The sequence below is a fragment of the Bradyrhizobium lablabi genome (assembly GCF_018131005.1).
Lineage (GTDB): Bacteria > Pseudomonadota > Alphaproteobacteria > Rhizobiales > Xanthobacteraceae > Bradyrhizobium > Bradyrhizobium lablabi_D.
Genome location: NZ_JAFCJK010000006.1, coordinates 516116 through 533168, shown reverse-complemented (window position 1 = coordinate 533168; position 17053 = coordinate 516116). Strand labels below are relative to the sequence as shown.

At 63.4% G+C, this 17053-nt stretch carries 18 protein-coding genes; 13 read left to right on the top strand and 5 right to left on the bottom strand.

Going from position 1 to position 17053, the window contains the following annotated elements; translation table 11 throughout:
• The first annotated feature begins 37 nt into the window (after positions 1 to 37).
• From JQ553_RS21145 to JQ553_RS21125, 5 genes are all read left to right on the top strand, one after another.
• Positions 38 to 1444 (top strand): cytochrome ubiquinol oxidase subunit I, encoded by a 1407-nt coding sequence (locus JQ553_RS21145; RefSeq protein WP_212501996.1) that lies wholly within the window; start codon positions 38 to 40, stop codon positions 1442 to 1444.
• Positions 1441 to 2451, top strand: a complete 1011-nt coding sequence (gene cydB / locus JQ553_RS21140) for a cytochrome d ubiquinol oxidase subunit II (protein ID WP_212501920.1) — start codon at positions 1441 to 1443, stop codon at positions 2449 to 2451. Before JQ553_RS21145 ends, cydB begins: the two co-directional genes overlap by 4 nt.
• Complete coding sequence (locus JQ553_RS21135; RefSeq protein ID WP_212501919.1) at positions 2451 to 2579, top strand: DUF2474 domain-containing protein; 129 nt, start codon at positions 2451 to 2453, stop codon at positions 2577 to 2579. Before cydB ends, JQ553_RS21135 begins: the two co-directional genes overlap by 1 nt.
• 162 nt (positions 2580 to 2741) lie before the next feature.
• Positions 2742 to 3335 (top strand): L,D-transpeptidase, encoded by a 594-nt coding sequence (locus tag JQ553_RS21130; protein ID WP_212501918.1) that lies wholly within the window; start codon positions 2742 to 2744, stop codon positions 3333 to 3335.
• Positions 3336 to 3385: 50 nt separating this feature from the next.
• The gene (locus JQ553_RS21125; RefSeq protein ID WP_212501917.1) at positions 3386 to 4423 is read left to right on the top strand and encodes an amino acid ABC transporter substrate-binding protein; all 1038 of its coding nucleotides are present in this window, start codon (positions 3386 to 3388) and stop codon (positions 4421 to 4423) included.
• A gap of 122 nt (positions 4424 to 4545) precedes the next feature.
• On the opposite strand, the gene JQ553_RS21120 is transcribed toward JQ553_RS21125, so the two are convergent.
• Positions 4546 to 5685, bottom strand: a complete 1140-nt coding sequence (locus JQ553_RS21120) for an acyl-CoA dehydrogenase family protein (protein WP_212501916.1) — start codon at positions 5683 to 5685, stop codon at positions 4546 to 4548.
• A gap of 152 nt (positions 5686 to 5837) precedes the next feature.
• The gene (locus tag JQ553_RS21115; protein ID WP_212501915.1) at positions 5838 to 7022 is read right to left on the bottom strand and encodes an acyl-CoA dehydrogenase family protein; all 1185 of its coding nucleotides are present in this window, start codon (positions 7020 to 7022) and stop codon (positions 5838 to 5840) included.
• Between the two features lie 166 nt (positions 7023 to 7188).
• Here JQ553_RS21115 and JQ553_RS21110 point away from each other — a divergent pair, with 166 nt between their 5' ends.
• Both JQ553_RS21110 and JQ553_RS21105 read left to right on the top strand, forming a co-directional pair.
• Positions 7189 to 7734: a carboxymuconolactone decarboxylase family protein gene (locus JQ553_RS21110; RefSeq protein WP_212501995.1), complete on the top strand. Its 546-nt coding sequence runs from the start codon at positions 7189 to 7191 to the stop codon at positions 7732 to 7734.
• A gap of 143 nt (positions 7735 to 7877) precedes the next feature.
• Entirely contained in the window at positions 7878 to 8372 is a 495-nt protein-coding gene (locus JQ553_RS21105; protein WP_212501914.1) for a VOC family protein, read from the top strand.
• Here JQ553_RS21105 and JQ553_RS21100 read toward each other — a convergent pair.
• The 3 genes from JQ553_RS21100 to JQ553_RS21090 form a co-directional block, all read right to left on the bottom strand.
• Complete coding sequence (locus JQ553_RS21100) at positions 8323 to 9567, bottom strand: MFS transporter (protein ID WP_212501913.1); 1245 nt, start codon at positions 9565 to 9567, stop codon at positions 8323 to 8325. The two genes, JQ553_RS21105 and JQ553_RS21100, sit on opposite strands and share 50 nt — an antisense overlap.
• A 164-nt stretch (positions 9568 to 9731) precedes the next feature.
• Positions 9732 to 10976 (bottom strand): MFS transporter, encoded by a 1245-nt coding sequence (locus tag JQ553_RS21095; protein WP_212501912.1) that lies wholly within the window; start codon positions 10974 to 10976, stop codon positions 9732 to 9734.
• 928 nt (positions 10977 to 11904) lie between these two features.
• Entirely contained in the window at positions 11905 to 12579 is a 675-nt protein-coding gene (locus JQ553_RS21090) for a DUF938 domain-containing protein (RefSeq protein ID WP_212501911.1), read from the bottom strand.
• Positions 12580 to 12810: 231 nt separating this feature from the next.
• Between JQ553_RS21090 and soxX the strand changes: the two genes are divergently transcribed.
• The 6 genes from soxX to soxB all read left to right on the top strand — a co-directional run bounded on the left by soxX (position 12811) and on the right by soxB (position 16997).
• Positions 12811 to 13131: a sulfur oxidation c-type cytochrome SoxX gene (soxX, locus tag JQ553_RS21085; RefSeq protein ID WP_312015173.1), complete on the top strand. Its 321-nt coding sequence runs from the start codon at positions 12811 to 12813 to the stop codon at positions 13129 to 13131.
• Between the two features lie 33 nt (positions 13132 to 13164).
• Positions 13165 to 13662: a thiosulfate oxidation carrier protein SoxY gene (gene soxY / locus JQ553_RS21080; protein WP_212501909.1), complete on the top strand. Its 498-nt coding sequence runs from the start codon at positions 13165 to 13167 to the stop codon at positions 13660 to 13662.
• Between the two features lie 18 nt (positions 13663 to 13680).
• Positions 13681 to 13992 carry a thiosulfate oxidation carrier complex protein SoxZ gene (gene soxZ, locus JQ553_RS21075; protein WP_212501908.1) on the top strand — a complete coding sequence of 104 codons (312 nt, stop codon included), beginning with the start codon at positions 13681 to 13683 and terminating at the stop codon, positions 13990 to 13992.
• Positions 13989 to 14849 (top strand): sulfur oxidation c-type cytochrome SoxA, encoded by an 861-nt coding sequence (soxA, locus tag JQ553_RS21070; RefSeq protein WP_212501907.1) that lies wholly within the window; start codon positions 13989 to 13991, stop codon positions 14847 to 14849. The genes soxZ and soxA overlap by 4 nt, the downstream gene beginning before the upstream one ends.
• A gap of 2 nt (positions 14850 to 14851) precedes the next feature.
• Complete coding sequence (locus JQ553_RS21065) at positions 14852 to 15154, top strand: hypothetical protein (protein ID WP_212501994.1); 303 nt, start codon at positions 14852 to 14854, stop codon at positions 15152 to 15154.
• Positions 15155 to 15248: 94 nt separating this feature from the next.
• The gene (gene soxB / locus JQ553_RS21060; protein WP_212501906.1) at positions 15249 to 16997 is read left to right on the top strand and encodes a thiosulfohydrolase SoxB; all 1749 of its coding nucleotides are present in this window, start codon (positions 15249 to 15251) and stop codon (positions 16995 to 16997) included.
• Positions 16998 to 17053: the final 56 nt, after the last annotated feature.

The following is a 17053-nucleotide window of genomic DNA, read 5'->3' as shown; positions in this document are numbered from 1 at the left end:
GTATCGCGCCCAGGAAACCGACGATGGATGGCGCGTGATGTTGGAAGGCTGGGATGCTGTCGCGCTCGCCCGGGCGCAGTTCGCTTTCACGATGTCGTTCCACATCATATTTCCCGCATTCTCGATCGGACTCTCAAGCTACCTTGCGGTGCTGGAAGCGCTGTGGCTTGCGACCAAGCGCGAGGTCTACATCAACCTGTTCAATTACTGGCTGAAGATCTTCGCGGTCGCCTTCGGCATGGGCGTGGTGTCGGGCATCGTGATGTCCTACCAGATCGGTACCAACTGGTCGGCGTTCGCCGACAAGACCGGTCCCGTGATTGGCCCCTTGATGGCCTATGAGGTGCTGACCGCCTTCTTCCTCGAGGCCGGTTTCCTTGGCGTGATGCTGTTCGGCCTCGAACGAGTCGGCCCCAGGCTGCATTTCCTGGCGACCCTGATGGTCGCGATCGGCACCCTGATCTCGGCGTTCTGGATCCTCTCGGCCAATTCCTGGATGCAGACGCCGGCAGGCCACGCGGTCAACGCCGACGGGCAGTTTGTCGCCGACGAGTGGCTGAAGCTGATCTTCAATCCGTCGTTTCCCTACCGCCTCGTTCATATGGTGCTGGCGGCCTACCTCACCACCTCGCTCGTGGTCGGCGCGGTTGGAGCCTATCACCTGTTGCGCGACCAGCATCTTGCGGGTCCCCGCGTGATGTTCTCGATGGCGATGTGGATGGCAACCCTGGTGGCGCCGATCCAGATCCTTGCCGGCGACCAGCATGGCCTCAACACGCTGGAGCATCAGCCGGTGAAGATCATGGCCATGGAGGGCCATTTCGAAAGCCACAAGGACGGCGCGCCGCTGATCCTGTTCGGCCTGCCCAACCAGACCGCCGGGCGAGTCGACTACGCGATCGAGATCCCGAAACTCGGCTCCGTCATTCTGAAGCATTCGCCCGACGCGCCGATGGCCGGCCTCGACACCGTGCCTCGGGAAAACTGGCCGCCGGTGCCGATCACGTTCTGGTCGTTCCGCATCATGGCCGGACTCGGATTCCTGATTCTCGGGCTCGGCCTGCTCAGCCTGTGGATGCGCTGGCGCGGCGGACTTTACAGCTCGCGCCTGCTGCACCTGTTTGCCATCGCGATGGGACCGGCCGGCTTCGTCGCGGTGCTCGCAGGCTGGATCACCACCGAGACCGGCCGGCAGCCGTTCACGGTATATGGACTGCTGCGGACGACGGATTCCGCCTCGCCGCTGGCGGCGCCCGCAGTCGGCTCCTCGCTGATCGCCTTCGTCATCGTCTATTTCATCGTCTTCATCGCCGGCGTGGTCTATCTGCTGCGGCTGATGGCGCAACCGCCGCATCCGGGTGAGCATGGCCTGGACAGCCACATTCCTGCCCGCGCCGCCGGCATCACGCCGGCGGCAGGCGCTGCCGCGGAGGGTGCGCGATGAGCTTCGCCGTGGACATTGCCACGATATGGGCCTTCATCATCGCCTTTGCAGTGTTCGTCTATGTCGTCATGGACGGCTTCGATCTCGGCCTCGGCATCCTGTTTCCGCTGTTTCCGCAAAAGGCCGATCGCGACGTCATCATGAACAGCGTGGCGCCGGTGTGGGACGGCAACGAGACCTGGCTGGTGCTCGGCGGCGGCGGCATGATGGCGGCGTTTCCGCTCGCTTATGCTGTGCTGATGCCGGCGCTCTACACGCCAATGATCGCGATGTTGCTCGGCCTTGTATTCCGCGGTGTCGCCTTTGAATTCCGCTGGCGCACCCGGACGGCGCGCAACAAATGGGACCTCGCCTTTTCCGGCGGTTCGCTGCTCGCTTCGCTGGCACAGGGGATTGCGCTCGGCGCGATCCTGCAGGGCATTCATGTCGAGGGACGCCAATACGCCGGCGGCTGGTGGGACTGGTTGACGCCGTTCAGCATCTTGACCGGCGTGTCGCTCGTGATCGGCTATGCACTGCTCGGCGCGACCTGGCTTGTGATGAAGACGGAAGGAATCCTGCGCGACCGCGCCTATCGCCTGAGCTGGGTGCTGTTGACCGCAATGCTGGGGGCAATCGGCGCCGTCAGCATCGCAACGCCGTTCCTGCACGTGCAATACACGCACCGCTGGTTCGCCTGGCCGAACATCATCCTCACCGCGCCGGTGCCGATCGCGGTCGCCGCCGTTACTGCAATGCTGCTTCGCGCGCTTGCCAATAAATACGACTACCAGCCGTTCTTCCTGACGCTTGCGCTGTTCGCGCTATCCTATGCGGGGCTCGGCATCAGCATGTTTCCCTACATCGTGCCACAGAGCATCACGATCTGGCAGGCGGCCTCGCCCGAGAACAGCCAGATCTTCATGCTGTTCGGCGTCTCAGTGCTGATCCCATTGATCCTCGGCTACACCGCCTGGGCCTACTGGGTATTCCGCGGCAAGGTCAGGCCAGAAAGCGGGTATCACTGATGCGGTCCCATCCGAATCCACGGCCGCTGACACAGCGTCTGCTGTGGTTCGTCGCGCTCTGGCTGGGCGGCGTCGGCACGGTGGCGCTGATCTCATACGTTCTGCGGCTCTGGATCGCGACGAAATAGAGCAGATGGCGCCGCCCCCGGATCACGCGACGAAAAACAAAAGCATTACAGCAACATATTGACCCTACCCGCCATAAACTTGCCATCAAGCCGCCACTGAGATTTGATGGTTCCGGGGCTGGATGGGAGGAACCACCTGCCTCGCCACAAGGAGAGCTTTGCATGACCAAACTGCGTCACCTGGTCTGGATGTTGATTGCCGCGGTCGTCCTCGTGCTGTCGACATCGCAAAGCTTTGCGCAGAAGCGCCCGGACGCCGACGAGCCCGGCCTGGTCGCCGACGAATCCTATGAGCTCGATCCCGAATGGCAGAAGCAGGTGGTGTATTTTCGTACCAACGAGCCGCCGGGCACCATCATCGTCTCCACCGCTGAGCGCCATCTCTATCTCGTGCAGGGTAACGGCCGTGCGCTCCGCTACGGCATCGGTGTCGGCCGCGAAGGCTTTCAGTGGCAGGGCCTGCTGAACATCACCCGCAAGGCCGAGTGGCCGGACTGGGTACCGCCACCCGAAATGATCGCGCGCCAGCCCTATCTGCCGCGCTTCATGGCAGGCGGTCCCGGCAATCCGCTTGGCGCCCGCGCGATGTATCTCGGTACCACGGTCTATCGTATCCACGGCACCAACCGGCCTGACACCATCGGAACCGCCGTCTCCTCCGGCTGCTTCCGCCTCGTCAACAACGACGTTGCCGATCTTTACGACCGCGTACCGGTCGGCACCAAGGTGATCGTCCGCCAGAAGCCCCAACTGTAGCCTTCAGTCCGCTTCGACCCGTTCTTCCGATAATTGGCGAGAGAAAATCCATGCGCACATTTCGAGGCGGCCTGACCATCGGGCTCGCGGTCGCCGTGCTGGTCGCGGCCGCCGCCATCACCTATGAACGCTACGACACCCGCACGCTGAAGCGCACCATCCGCCGTGGCGAGGTGCTGTGCGGCGTCAACAGGGGCCTGCCGGGCTTCTCGATCCCCGACGACAAGGGCAATTGGACCGGGTTCGATGTCGACTTCTGCCGCGCGGTGGCGGCGGCGATTTTCGACGATCCGTCGAAGGCGAAGTTCGTCCCGCTCGACGCCAGCGAACGCTTCAAGGAGCTGCAAAACCGCAAGGTCGACATCCTCTCGCGCAACTCGACCTGGAGCATGTCGCGCGAGACCAATTACGACCTCTACTTCCCGGCGGTGGCCTTCTATGACGGCCAGGGCTTCATGCTCCCGCGCGCGCGCAACATCGATTCCGCGCTCGACCTGAACGGCAGCAAGGTCTGCGTGCAGGCCGGCACCACGACGGCGCTCAACCTTGCAGACTATTTCCGTGCCAATAACATGAACTACACGGAGATGAAGTTCGGAAAGCTCGATGAGGTGGTCAAGGCCTATGAATCGGGCCAGTGCGACACCCTTACCGCCGACGCCTCCCAGCTCTACGCACTTCGGCTCAACCTTCCCAAACCGACTGACCACACCATCCTGGCCGACATCATCTCCAAGGAGCCGCTCGCGCCGGTGGTCCGCCTGCGCGACGACGACTGGATGATGATCGTGAAGTGGACGCTCTACGCCATGATCAACGCCGAGGAGCTCGGCATCACCTCGCAGAACATCGACGAGGCGCTGAAGTCGAAGAAGCCCGAGGTGATGCGCCTGGTCGGCACCGAGGGCAGCTATGGCGAGGACCTCGGCCTGACCAAGGACTGGGCCGTGCGCATCATCAAGCATGTCGGCAATTACGGCGAGGTCTATGACCGCAATGTCGGCAGCGAGTCCAAGCTCAAGATCCCGCGCGGCATGAATCAGCTCTGGAATGCCGGCGGCATCCAGTACGCGCCGCCGATCAGGTAAACGCGCCGGCATCGCTTCATTCTGAGGAGACCGCAAAGCGGCCTTCTCAAGGGACGAAGCAGCCGACCCGGCCTCATTGTTCGCGACGCCGCTTCGCGGCTCCTTACGATGAGGAACGACGGTCAATAGCCCTTGGCGCGCGCCAACTGGTCGGCGTGGAAGTTGCTGTCGCCGAACAGTTCCTGGCAGACGCGGGCGCGCTTCATGAAGAAGCCGATGTCGAACTGGTCGGTCATGCCCATGCCGCCGTGCATCTGCACACCCTCCTGCACGGCCTGCGTTGCGGTGTTTCCGGCGCGCGCCTTTGCAACCGCAACCGCCGTGCCGGCCTTACCGGGATCGGCATCGAGCGTCTGAAGCGCCTTCAAGACGGCGGCGCGGGTGATCTCAATCTCGATATAGAGCTGCGCCGCGCGGTGCTGCAGCGCCTGGAATTCGCCAATCGCCTTGCCGAACTGCTTGCGCTCCTTGAGATACGTCACGGTGCGGCCGAATACCTCCTCGCTCAGGCCCACCATTTCGGAGGCGACGGCGCCGCGGCCGATATTGAGCACGCCATCGAGCAACGCGTATCCCTCGTCGACCTCGCCGAGCACACTGTCGGCGTTGACCTCGACATGGTCGAACACGATTCGCGCAGCATTATGCGAATCGACCATCGCGATACGCTCGATCGCGAGCCCTTTTGACTTCGGATCGACCAGGAACAGCGTCAGCCCGTTCTTGTCGCCTGCGGCGCCCGCGCTGCGCGCAGCGACGATCAGGAGATCGGCGGTGTGGCCGTCGACCACGAACGCCTTGTCGCCATTAAGCTTGAAGCCGTTACCGGCGCGCGTCGCCTGCAATTTGGTCTGCAGCGGACGATGTTTTGCACCTTCATCGATCGCGAGCGCTGCAAGCAACGAGCCGTCGGAGACCTTGGGAAGGTATTGCGCCTTCTGCGCCTCGTTGCCGCCGCGCGACAGCGCAGATGCCGCGAGCACCGAGGTCGCAAGGAACGGCGAAGGCATCAGCGTGCGGCCGATCTCCTCCATCACGATGCCGGCCTCGACACAGCCGAGCCCGCTGCCGCCGAATTCTTCCGGCACCAGCAAGCCGGAGAAGCCCATTTCGGCAAAGGTTCTCCAGAGTTCGCGGGAGAAGCCGGTGGCATCCTTGCTGTCGCGCAGGCTGCGCAGATGCGACACCGGTGCCTTGTCGCTGATGAGGCCGCGCGCGCTGTCGCGCAGCATGGATTGTTCTTCGGTGAGGACGAGAGCCATGGGTGGATTCCGCTATTCTGATCTTCGATCGCATTCACTGTTGACCCTCACGGTGAGGCGGCGCGTCAGCGTCGTCTCGAGCCATAAGGCTGATATCGGTGCCTCATCCTTCCAGACGTACGTTCCGCGCCCCGCAGGATGAGGAACTTCATTCACGCTCCCGGCAGATCGAGGATGCGCTTTGCCACGATGCCAAGCATCACTTCGCTGGTGCCGCCCTCGATCGAGTTCGCTTTCGTGCGCAGCCAGGCGCGCGGCCGGGCGCCGCCCCTGGAGCGTTCGCTTTCCCATTCCAGCGCGTCGATGCCGCCGGCCGACATCAGGATCTCGTAACGGCGCTTGTTGAGTTCGGTGCCGTAATATTTCATCGCCGAGGAAAACGCCGGATGCGACTGGCCGGCCTTGGCGAGATCGACCGCGCGCTCGGCTGCCGCGGCGAGTGCCGCCTCGTCGACTTCGAAGCTCGCGATCTGGCTGCGCAACGGGGCATCGTCGAGCCGGCCCTGTTCGTCGGCGCCGATCGAATCGGCTGCGATCTGGCCGAGCGGACGGCCGACGCCGCGCTCGCCCATGCCCGAGATCATCGCACGCTCATGCTGCAGCAGGTATTTCGCGACATCCCAGCCGCGATTGACCTGACCCACGACATGCGCCTTCGGCACCCGCACATTGTCGAAGAAGGTTTCGCAGAATGGCGAATAGCCTGAGATCAAAAGGATCGGCTTGGTTGATACGCCTTTCGACGTCATGTCGAAGAGAATAAAGCTGATGCCGTCATGCTTCTTCGCCGCCGGATCGGTCCGCACAAGACAGAATATCCAGTCCGCATGGTTGGCATACGACGTCCAGATCTTCTGGCCGTTGATGACATAGTCGTCGCCGTCGCTCTCGGCCCGGGTCTGCAGCGAGGCGAGGTCGGAGCCGGCATTCGGCTCGGAATAGCCCTGGCACCATCGGATCAGCCCTGCGGTGATCTTCGGCAGATGCTCCTTCTTCTGCTCGTCGGTGCCGTATTTGAGCAGCGCGGGCCCAAGCATCGAGATGCCGAACGAGGTGAGCGGCTGACGCGCGCCGATCGCCGCCATCTCCTGGCGCACGATCTTGGCCTCCTCGCCATCGAGGCCGCCACCGCCATATTCGGTCGGCCAATGTGGTACGGTCCAACCCTTGTCGCGCATGCGTTCGAACCAGACGCGCTGCGCTTCGGACGAGAACGTTGCGTTGCGGCCACCCCAGAACGTATCGCTGTCCGAGGCCATCGGCTTGCGCATCTCCGGCGGGCAGTTCTGCCCCAGCCAGGCGCGGGCTTCGCGGCGGAATTTCTCCAGGTCAGACATGGCGCGTTTCCGATCGACATTGACGAATTGGGTTCGACCTTAGCCGCCGCATCGCGGAATTCAATACGTCTTGCGGCCGCGCCATGCCGTGGCAGCGGTGGTCACCCCGCGTGATCGGGTGTATGCGCGGGAGGTCATAATGGTTGAAAAACAAGAGGAAACGGACATGCGGCTGAAGCTGCTTTCGCCAGGCGAAATGAACGCGGCGCAGAAGGAAACCTACGACGAGTCGATCGCCGGCAAGCGCGGCGCCCCGCCGGCGCCGATGATGGCCTGGCTCAACAGCCCGGAGATGGCGCGGCATGCCACGCGGCTCGGCGAGGTGCTGCGCTTCGACACCATCTTTCCGGCCAGGCTGTCGGAGATCGCGATCCTGGTCACGGCGCGGCACTGGACTGCGCATTACGAATGGTACGCGCACAAGCGCCTGGCGTTGAAGGGCGGTCTGGATCCCAGGATCATCGAGGACATCCGTGTGCGTCGCATCCCGACCTTCGACGATCCCAAGGCCAAGATGATCTATGAGGTTGCCAAGTCGCTGCATGAGGGCCACGGCGTGGCGAAAGCGCTGTATGACGAGGCGGTCGAACTGCTGACCCTGCGCGGCGTGGTCGAGATCATCGGGCTGTGCGGCTATTACACGATGGTGTCGATGACGTTGAACACGTTCGAGTTCGAGGTGCCCGGCGGCGAATTGTCGGAGCTGGCGTAGGCCAAATCCTTGCATCCGCAATCGGGATGCGTCCGACACGATACGTTTTGAAGTCGGCCGCTCTTCCATCCGTGGATTCCAATCCTATGTGGGCTACGGATTCCCACTCCCGGGAACGACCTTAAAGTGAACGGAGCCACGACATGCCGCAAAATCCACCCATCATCGCGGGCACGCGGATCGGGCACGTCCATCTCAAGGTCGCCGATCTCGACCGCGCGCTTGACTTCTATTGCGGCGTGCTCGGCTTCGGGCTGCAGCAGCGCCAGAACTCTGGCGCGGCCTTCATCTCCGCCGGCGGCTATCATCACCACATCGGCCTCAATACCTGGGAGAGCAAGGGCGGACACCCGCCTCCGCCCGGCACGACTGGCCTGTTCCACACGGCGATCCTGTATCCGACGCGTCCAGCCCTCGCCGACGCGCTCCATCGCGTGCTCTCGGCCGGTATCGTGCTCGACGGCGCGAGCGACCACGGCGTCAGCGAGGCCCTGTATTTGCGTGACCCCGACGAAAACGGCGTCGAACTCTATCGGGACCGGCCCGAGTCGGAGTGGCCGCGCACCGAGGATGGCAAGCTTGCCATGTTTACGAAACGGCTTGATGTCGAAGACCTCCTGCGCGCCCGCGGATCATGACCAGCACCGCGGCTGCGAGTTCTAGGGCGATGCAGCCATAGAACGGCAGCGCGTAGCTCCCGGAAATATCGCGAAGCAGCCCGACCGCACCCGGACCGAACGCGTATGTGATCTGGTTGATTGCCGTGATCAGGCTGACCAGCACGCCGAAGGAGCGCGGGTCGAACTCGCGCTGCACGATCAGCGCCGGCAGTGTGATCAGATTGCCGACCGAGAAGCCGAACAGCGCGCAGGCGGCGATCATCACAATGTCGTTATGTACGTTGATGACGATGCCGAGCGCGACCGCCTGGCTGACAAAGGACAGCGCTGAGGCGAGCCGCTGGTTGAGCCGGTCGATCACAACGGAGAAGGAGACGCGGCCAACCACGGCCATGGCCGTCAGCATTGCCATCGCCACCGTCGCCCGCTCGCGGCCGATCACCTGGTCGAGAAACGAGATCAGGTGCACGATGAAGCCGACCTGGGCGAACAGCACCAGCGCAAACGCGATACTGACCGAGAGGAAGCCGATATCGCGCAGCGCCCGCGCGCGGATCTGCGTCGCCGATGGCGCGTTGGCGGCCGTGGCCGTGACGGCTTGGAGGTGAGCCGGCGGCTCCCCGACCAAGATCAGGATCACCGGCACCATCAGCCCGATCATCAGCACCGCGGCGGCGAGCATCGCGCCGGAGAAGCCGAAATATCCTATTCCCGCGACCAGCAGCGGCACGCCGACGATGCCGCCAAAGCTCGCGCCGTTCAGCGCGAGGCTGATCGCCATGCCGCGCTTGGTGTCGAACCACAGGCCGAGCGTATTGGTGATGATGCCGAGGCTGGTGCCGGCCCAGCCGAACGCCAGCACGGCATCGGCAAGATAGAGCTGCCAGGGTTCGCGCACCTCGCCGATCGCGACCGCGGCCGCCGCCATCGCGAAGGTCCCGGCGATGAGGCAATTCCGCGGACCGAACGCCCTGATCGCCTCGTTGACGAAGGCGACCAGCGCGGCGCCGAACAGATAGAAGAATGTCGTGCCCGACGAGATCAGCGCGGCCGGCCAGCCGTGCAGCCTCTGCAGTTCGGCGACATAGACGCTTTGCCCGTAGAAGCCGAGTCCCCAGCCGAAGGTTGCGAGCAGGAAGCAGACGACGACGATGCGCCAGCCATCGTAGCGGAGCGAGGTCTCGTCGATCGTGATATGCGCTGTTGCGTCCATTGTGCTCTCTTGCTTTTCGCATCGTCAGGAATCCTCACCCAGACGATGTAGGAAGGCGAGCAAGGCGATTAGTTCGACGCAGATCGAACTGTCAGCAGTTGGCAGCAAATCGACCTTTGGCGTTTGGCCGTGCGGAAAATCGGCGCACACTTTTCGGATCAGGTTTAGAGGCTCGGCTCCGGAAACTCGTCGACGTCGCGCAATCTTGCGCGCCGCCTGGCAAACGAAACAAGCGACAGTACGGCAAGCCCCAGCAGCACCGGCGGGAACACCACCAGATTGACGGCATTCCAGCCGTAACTGGCAAGCAACTGACCGGATGAGAACGAACCGATCGCCATCATGCCGAAGACGAGGAAATCGTTGAAGGCCTGCACCTTGTTGCGCTCCTGCGGCCGATGCGTTTCCAGCACCAGCGCGGAGGCCCCGACAAAGCCGAAATTCCAGCCGACGCCGAGCACGATCAGCGTCGCCCAGAAGTGCGGCGCGGTGATTCCCGACAGCCCGACCATCGCGGCGACCGCCTCGAGCGACAGCCCTAGCGCGACGATCACGGGCGCGCCGAACCTCGCGATCAGCGAGCCCGTGAAGAAGCTCGGGCCGTACATCGCCACGATGTGCCACTGAATGCCGAAATTGGAATCGCTGACCGAGAGCCCGCACATCTTCATGGCGAGCGGCGCCGAGGTCATCACCAAATTCATCATCGGATAGGCGATCACGCCGCACAGCGCCGCCGCGATGAACCGCGGCTGCCGCGCGATCTCGAGCAGAGGCCGGCCGCCATGCAGATCGGCCGCTGCCGGCTTCGGCGCGTCGACGCCCGCGAGCACCGCCATCGCCACCAGCGCGACCAGCGCCTGCACCACGAAGGAGAACGCGAACAGATAGGGCGACCACACGTCCATGGTCCATTGCACGAGCTGCGGCCCGAGCACGCCGGCAAATATGCCGCCCGCCATCACCCACGACACGGCCTTGGGCCGGAACGCGGTGCTGGCGCCGTCCGCCGCCGCGAACCGATAGGATTGCGCCACCGCGCCATAGAGACCGCCGAGAAAGGTCGCGCAGCAGAACAGCCAGAACGAGGAATGCAGGATCGCCCAGGCGCCGAGCGTGCCGGTCAGCGCACCGCAGAAGGTGCCGATGATGAAGGCGACGCGGCGCCCATAGGCGCGCGAGATTGCGCCGGTCGGCAGCGTGCCCGCGGCAAGCCCGAGCACATACATCGAGAGCGGCACGGTAGCGAGCGAGATGTCGGGCGCCAGCGTCGCGCCGACGATCGAGCCGGTGGCGAAGATGACGGCCGAATTGGCGCCGGTCAGCGCCTGCGCCGCGGCGAGCCGCAGCACATTGCCACGGGCCCGCGCATCGCCGGCCGACTCTTCGGTCGCTGTCACGTCCATCATCGGCATTCCCGCCCGGAAGGCCCCGGCGGGAGCCCTGTTGTTTGCCGGCAACTATGGAGGGATGGGCCGTGCCGATCAACCGTCGCAAACGGACGAAGGCCATGCGGACAATGCACGGTGGATCGGCGTTCGGCTTTCCAGGCATGCCGTGGCGCGTTTGAAAGCCACGACGACGTCATTGCGAGGAGTTCTTGCGCTGGAGCGACGAAGCAATCCATGTCTCAGCAAGTGATGGCATGGATTGCTTTGCTTCGCTCGCAATGACGATGTGAGGTCTTGAATCTCAATTATCAAACAACTCTGAGGATGAGTGTTCGCGTTCTCGCGGCACGATCTGCCCGAGTCTTGCATCACGTTCCGCTCTCTGCCGAAGACAGAGGGCGCAGGGAAAGCCGGGTGCCGATTGCACCCATGGGCCCGGTGCAACAAAAAGCACCGGGGGTAGGACCACAGGTGTAACCGGAAACGACCCGGCTTTCCCTGCGCGATGGTTTTACGGTGTCCTTCGTGCTCTTCTCGGTGAGACCAGCTTTGTTGTCACCGTCATCCGCGAGCAGCTTGCCGCTCGGCGAACTTAACACCTGCATCGGGGCGTCAGAACCACACGACTTCGCCGTCCGCCTCTCGCGTGCTCGTCAGTCACGCAATCAGCGTCCACCGCATCTCAACCCAACACTCGTGACGATCGCGAAGCGCCCCTCAATCGGGTGAGATGGGCAGGATTCAACACCTGATTTGGGTCAATCGCGAAGCGAAATGTTTTCTCGCGTCGGACTTGCCTCGTCGGGCAAATCAATGATTGCGTTTGCGCAGCCTGCAGGGAGGCTCAGCGAAACGCAATCCGCCATCTTCACCTTTCGCGAGCGGCCGATTGCGCCCTGCTAGCCTGCCCTGCGCCTGCCGGATCGACCGCGACGCCTGAGTGCAGCTATCGCCGCGCAAACATCAGGATCATGTTGTTGGCGGGCATCTCGAAGGTATCCGCCAATCTCAGGCCGACTCCCTCCGCAAGCTTTTCGAGATCAGTAATATCGCGCACGCCCCATTCGGCATCGCGCTCGCGCAAGGAGGTGTCGAACACGGCGTTACTGAGCGCGGTGTGCTTGCCGTCGCGCTTGAACGGGCCATAGAGGAACAGTCGTCCATCCGCGCGCAAATGGCGCGCGGCGCCGGCGAACAGGCCTTCGGCGACCGGCCAGGGCGCAATGTGGATCACATTGGCGCAAAAGATCGCGAGCAGTTTGTCGGGACCGCTGCCCTCTGGCGGCGCGGGCGACCAGGCGGGATCAGACAAATCGATCCGCTGCGGCGGGCGGATATTGGCGAGGCCGGAATGCACACGCCACGCCTCGATGCTCCTGAGATGGGAGTCCTGGAAATCGCTCGGCCACCAGCTGATGCCGGGCGTATGACCGGCGAAATACACGACATGCTGTCCGGTGCCGCTGCCGGCCTCCAGCACGTCGCCCGACCGGCCGGCGAGGAAGCCTTTGAGCACATCCCAAATTGGCTGATGGTTGCGGTGGAACGCGGCTGCATCGAGCCGCCCGTCGGCTTCCACCGGTTGGCCGTCCTTGCCGAACTCCACCACATATTCCGCCATGGCAGTCTCCTGTCAGACTATCTCAACCGCACGACTATGACGGGGAAAAGGCGCACAAACCGCCGGAAACATGCAGCGCATTGACACCCAAACCGGCGTCGCCGCAGCAATCATTCCCGACATTGCCAGCCGATGGCCTTTGTGCTTTTCACACCCTATACTGCGACAGGATCATCGAGATTTAAGTCCGTGAAAGCGCCTTTGATCGCCAGGTTCTCCAAGCCATCCCTCGTGCTGGCGCTGCTGACGTATCCTATACTGACGGCGTCCGCCGTTCAGGCCCAATCCATCGCCGAGGGGCAGAAACTCGCCTTCGACCGCGCCAAGGGGAACTGCCTGACCTGTCACGTTATCAAGGGCGGCGACCTGCCCGGCACGATCGGCCCGGAACTATCCGATCTCAAAAGCAGATACAGCCGCGACGATCTGATCGCGATCGTGTCAGACGAAACCAAGCGCAATCCGCTGACGGTGATGCCTCCGTTCGGGCGAAACCGGATCCTGTCCGAAAAGGAGATCAACGCGGTGGTGGATTTTCTGCAGACATTGTGACGACGCGGCGAACTTTTTTTGGAGATTTGCTAGATGAACATTACGGACCGTGAATTTTCGGCGACGCGCCGGCTGGTGCTGAAGGGCGCGGGCGTCGCCGCGCTGATCGGCCTCGGCGTCCTTCCCTTAGACGTGCCGCAGGCGCTGGCGGCAGCGAACGACAAATATCCGGAAGAGGCATTCAAGCAGAAGAACGAGGCCGACGCGATCAAGGCGCTCTATGGTGGCCGGACCGCCGAGCCATCCGACCAGGTGAAGATGGATGCGCCCGAGATCGCCGAGAATGGCGCTGTCGTGCCTGTCTCCGCCATCACGACGCTTACCGGCGTCACCTCGATCTCGTTCCTGGTCAGCGAGAACCCGGTCGCGCTGGTCGCCTCGTACCGGATCCCGGACGGCACGCTGCCGAGCGTGTCCAACCGCATCAAGATGGCGAAGACCAGCAACCTGACCGTGATCGTCGAGGCCGGCGGCAAGCTCTACAGCGCCACCAAGGAAGTCAAGGTCACCGTCGGCGGCTGCGGCGGCTAGGTCATCAGGAGGAGTCAAATGGCTTCAACCATTCGCGTGCGCGCCACGTCAAACGGCGAGACCACAGAAGTGCAGGTGCTGATCCAGCACCCGATGGATACCGGCTACGTCAAGGACGCCAAGGGCGAGATCATTCCGCCGCACTACATCCAGCAATTGACCTTCGAACATGGTGGCAAGGCGGTGTTCATTGCCGACTGGGGTAGCGGCGTCTCCAAGGACCCGTATGTCAAGTTCGCCTTCAAGAACGGCAAGAAGGGCGACGATCTGAAGATCGCCTGGATCGACAACAAGGGCGCGACCGACGCTACCACGGCAAAGATTCAATGATCCTACGTCTCGCAATTCATGCGGCGTCCGCCGCGGTCGCGTTCGGCCTGCTGGCCTTTGCGCCCGCCGCGCACGCGGCCGATTCCGTCGATCCCGTGGCGGATGCGAACGCATTCAAGAAGTTCTTCACCGACAAATTCCCCAAGGTGACGCTTAAGGATTTCGTCAACGGTCCCTATTCGATGAGTGAGGACCTGCACCGGCAGTGGGAAGAGAAGGAGGAGTTTCCGCCATACGAATTCGCGCTCGAAGCGGGCAAGGAGATGTTCGCGAAGCCGTTCAAGAACGGCAAGAGCTACGCGGACTGCTTCCCGAACAAGGGCATCGGCATCCGCCAGAACTATCCCTATTTCGACGAGAAGGAAGGCAAGGTCATCACGCTCGAGCTCGCGCTGAACCGCTGCCGAGAAGCCAATGGCGAAGCGCCGTTCTCCTATGTGAAGGACGAGATGGCGGCGCTCACCGCCTATATGGCCTACACGTCGCGCGGCAAGCCTATGGACATCAAGATCCCGAACGACCCGCGCGCACTGGAGGCCTACCAGAAGGGCAAGGAGTATTTCTACACCCGGCGCGGCCAGCTCAATTTCTCCTGCGCCACCTGCCATGTGCAGAGCCCGGGCGAGCGTATCCGCGCCGAGGTGCTGGCGCCGGCGCTGGGCATCCTGAATGCGATGCCGATCTATCGCTCGGAATGGTCAGGCATGGGTACGACCAGCCGGCGCTTCACCACCTGCAATAGTCAGATCCGCGGCGTGCCGCTCAATCCGCAGGACGACGAGTACCGCAACCTCGAATACTACCTGTCCTACGTGAGCAACGGATTGCCGATCTCGGGTCCGGGAGCGCGGCCATGACGATGACGAGAGTCTTTGCAGCGGCGGCGCTGCTGATCGCAAACGGGGGTTCCGCCTTTGCCGCCTCCGAGACCGACTACAAGGCGGCCTTTGCCGCGGCGGAAGCCGCGAACAAGGAAGCGGGCGCGCTACGTAACCAGTGGACGACGACCGCGGCCACCCTCGCAGCCGCAAAAAAGGCCGGCGACGCCGGCGATTTCGACACCGCGGTGGCGCAGGCCAGGGAAGCGGAAGCCTTGGCCCGGGCATCGATCTTCCAGGCGACCAGCGAGAAGGAACGCTGGAAGGACATGGAAATTCGTTAGGGATGGAGATCGGATCGAACCGCCGCCGCAAAGCGACTGCACCCCCTCTCTCGCTTGCGGCGAGAGAGGTTAGGCGGGCCGCGCGGAGAGAGCCATGAGTATCCGCCGCCGGGACCTTCTCGCAGCGACGGCCGCGGCGACGCTGACGGCGGGCCTGCCGCGCCGCGCGCGCGCCGCGGATACGCCGGGCGTCTACGATCTGGAACGCTTCGGCAATGCGCGGATCCTGCACATCACCGACACCCATGCGCAGCTCAAGCCGGTATTCTTCCGCGAGCCCAGCGTCAATCTCGGCGTCGGCGCGATGGCAGGCCAGCCGCCGCACCTGGTCGGCAAGGCCTTCCTCGATCGCTTCGGCATTCGGCCCGATAGCGCCGATGCCTATGCCTTCACCTGCGTCGAGTTCGAGAAGGCCGCCGGCCGCTTCGGCAAGCTGGGCGGCTTCGCCCATCTGAAAACACTGGTCGACAAGCTTCGCGCCGATGTCGGCGAGCGCCGTTCGCTGCTGCTCGACGGCGGCGACCTCTGGCAGGGCACCGGGCTCGCCAATACCGTGAAGGGCGCCGACATGGTGGAGGCCGCCAATCTGCTTGGCATCGAGGCGATGACCGGGCATTGGGAATTCACCTATGGCGAACAGGTGCTGCGCGACAATCTCTCCCGCTTCAAGGGAGAGTTCCTGGCGCAGAACGTGTTCCTGACCGACGAAGCCGCGTTCAACGACGCCAAGGCGTTCGATCCGGCGTCGGGGCGTGTGTTCAGGCCCTCCGTCATCAAGGAGATCGCCGGCTTCCGCATCGCGATCATCGGCCAGGCCTTTCCCTACGTTCCGATCGCGCATCCGAGGCGCTTCACGCCGGACTGGAGGTTCGGCATCCGCGACGAGGAGCTGCAGAAGCTCGTCGACAGCCATCGCAACACCGACAAGGTCGACGCCGTGATCCTGCTGTCGCACAACGGCATGGACGTCGACCTCAAGCTCGCAAGCCGCGTCACCGGCATCGACGTGATCCTCGGCGGCCACACCCATGATGCGATCCCGCTGCCGATCACGGTGACCAATGCCGGCGGCGTGACGCTCGTCACCAATGCCGGCTCGAACGGTAAATTCCTCGCCGTGCTTGATCTGGAGCTGACACGGGGCAAGGTCGCCAATGTGCGCTACCGCTTGCTGCCGGTATTTTCAGAGCTGCTGAAGCCCGATTCCACGATGCAGGCGCTGATCGACAGGGTGCGCGAGCCGCACGTGACCGACTGGAGCGACAAGCTCGCCACCGCCGATCACCTGCTCTACCGCCGCGGTAACTTCTCCGGCACCATGGATCAACTGATCTGTGACGCGCTGTTGAACGAGCTCGATTCCGAGATCGCGCTGTCGCCAGGCTTCCGCTGGGGCCCCACCGCGCTCGCCGGCCAGCCGCTCACCATGGAAGACGTGCTGGCGGAAACCGCGATCACCTATCCGGAGACCTATGTCGCGACCATGACCGGCAGCCAGATCAAGGATGTGCTGGAAGACGTTTGCGACAACCTCTTCAATGCCGACCCCTATCACCAGCAGGGCGGCGACATGGTCCGGGTCGGCGGCCTTGCCTATGCCTGCACGCCGGCGGAGAGCATCGGGAAGCGCATTTCCGAGCTCAAGCTCAGGAACGGCCGGCATCTCGAAGCCGGCAAGCGCTACAGGGTCGCGGGCTGGGCCTCGGTCAACGAACAGAGCGGCGCGCCGGTCTGGGATATCGTCGCAAGGCATCTGCGCGCGGGCCGTCCGCCGAACCGCGATGCGCCGGGCGTGACGCTGAACGGTGTCGAGGGCAATCCGGGCATTGCCAGGCTCGGTTGAGCGAGTCGGCATCACGCGGGGATGATTTTGGTTTGAGACGGCACTTCCTATAGAAT

Coding starts and splice junctions, on each gene's coding strand:
- JQ553_RS21145 (WP_212501996.1), top strand. CDS start 38: ATGTTGGAAGGCTGGGATGCTGTCGCGCTCGCCCGGGCGCAGTTCGCT.
- cydB (WP_212501920.1), top strand. CDS start 1,441: ATGAGCTTCGCCGTGGACATTGCCACGATATGGGCCTTCATCATCGCC.
- JQ553_RS21135 (WP_212501919.1), top strand. CDS start 2,451: ATGCGGTCCCATCCGAATCCACGGCCGCTGACACAGCGTCTGCTGTGG.
- JQ553_RS21130 (WP_212501918.1), top strand. CDS start 2,742: ATGACCAAACTGCGTCACCTGGTCTGGATGTTGATTGCCGCGGTCGTC.
- JQ553_RS21125 (WP_212501917.1), top strand. CDS start 3,386: ATGCGCACATTTCGAGGCGGCCTGACCATCGGGCTCGCGGTCGCCGTG.
- JQ553_RS21120 (WP_212501916.1), bottom strand. CDS start 5,685: ATGGCTCTCGTCCTCACCGAAGAACAATCCATGCTGCGCGACAGCGCG.
- JQ553_RS21115 (WP_212501915.1), bottom strand. CDS start 7,022: ATGTCTGACCTGGAGAAATTCCGCCGCGAAGCCCGCGCCTGGCTGGGG.
- JQ553_RS21110 (WP_212501995.1), top strand. CDS start 7,189: ATGCGGCTGAAGCTGCTTTCGCCAGGCGAAATGAACGCGGCGCAGAAG.
- JQ553_RS21105 (WP_212501914.1), top strand. CDS start 7,878: ATGCCGCAAAATCCACCCATCATCGCGGGCACGCGGATCGGGCACGTC.
- JQ553_RS21100 (WP_212501913.1), bottom strand. CDS start 9,567: ATGGACGCAACAGCGCATATCACGATCGACGAGACCTCGCTCCGCTAC.
- JQ553_RS21095 (WP_212501912.1), bottom strand. CDS start 10,976: ATGATGGACGTGACAGCGACCGAAGAGTCGGCCGGCGATGCGCGGGCC.
- JQ553_RS21090 (WP_212501911.1), bottom strand. CDS start 12,579: ATGGCGGAATATGTGGTGGAGTTCGGCAAGGACGGCCAACCGGTGGAA.
- soxY (WP_212501909.1), top strand. CDS start 13,165: ATGAACATTACGGACCGTGAATTTTCGGCGACGCGCCGGCTGGTGCTG.
- soxZ (WP_212501908.1), top strand. CDS start 13,681: ATGGCTTCAACCATTCGCGTGCGCGCCACGTCAAACGGCGAGACCACA.
- soxA (WP_212501907.1), top strand. CDS start 13,989: ATGATCCTACGTCTCGCAATTCATGCGGCGTCCGCCGCGGTCGCGTTC.
- JQ553_RS21065 (WP_212501994.1), top strand. CDS start 14,852: ATGACGAGAGTCTTTGCAGCGGCGGCGCTGCTGATCGCAAACGGGGGT.
- soxB (WP_212501906.1), top strand. CDS start 15,249: ATGAGTATCCGCCGCCGGGACCTTCTCGCAGCGACGGCCGCGGCGACG.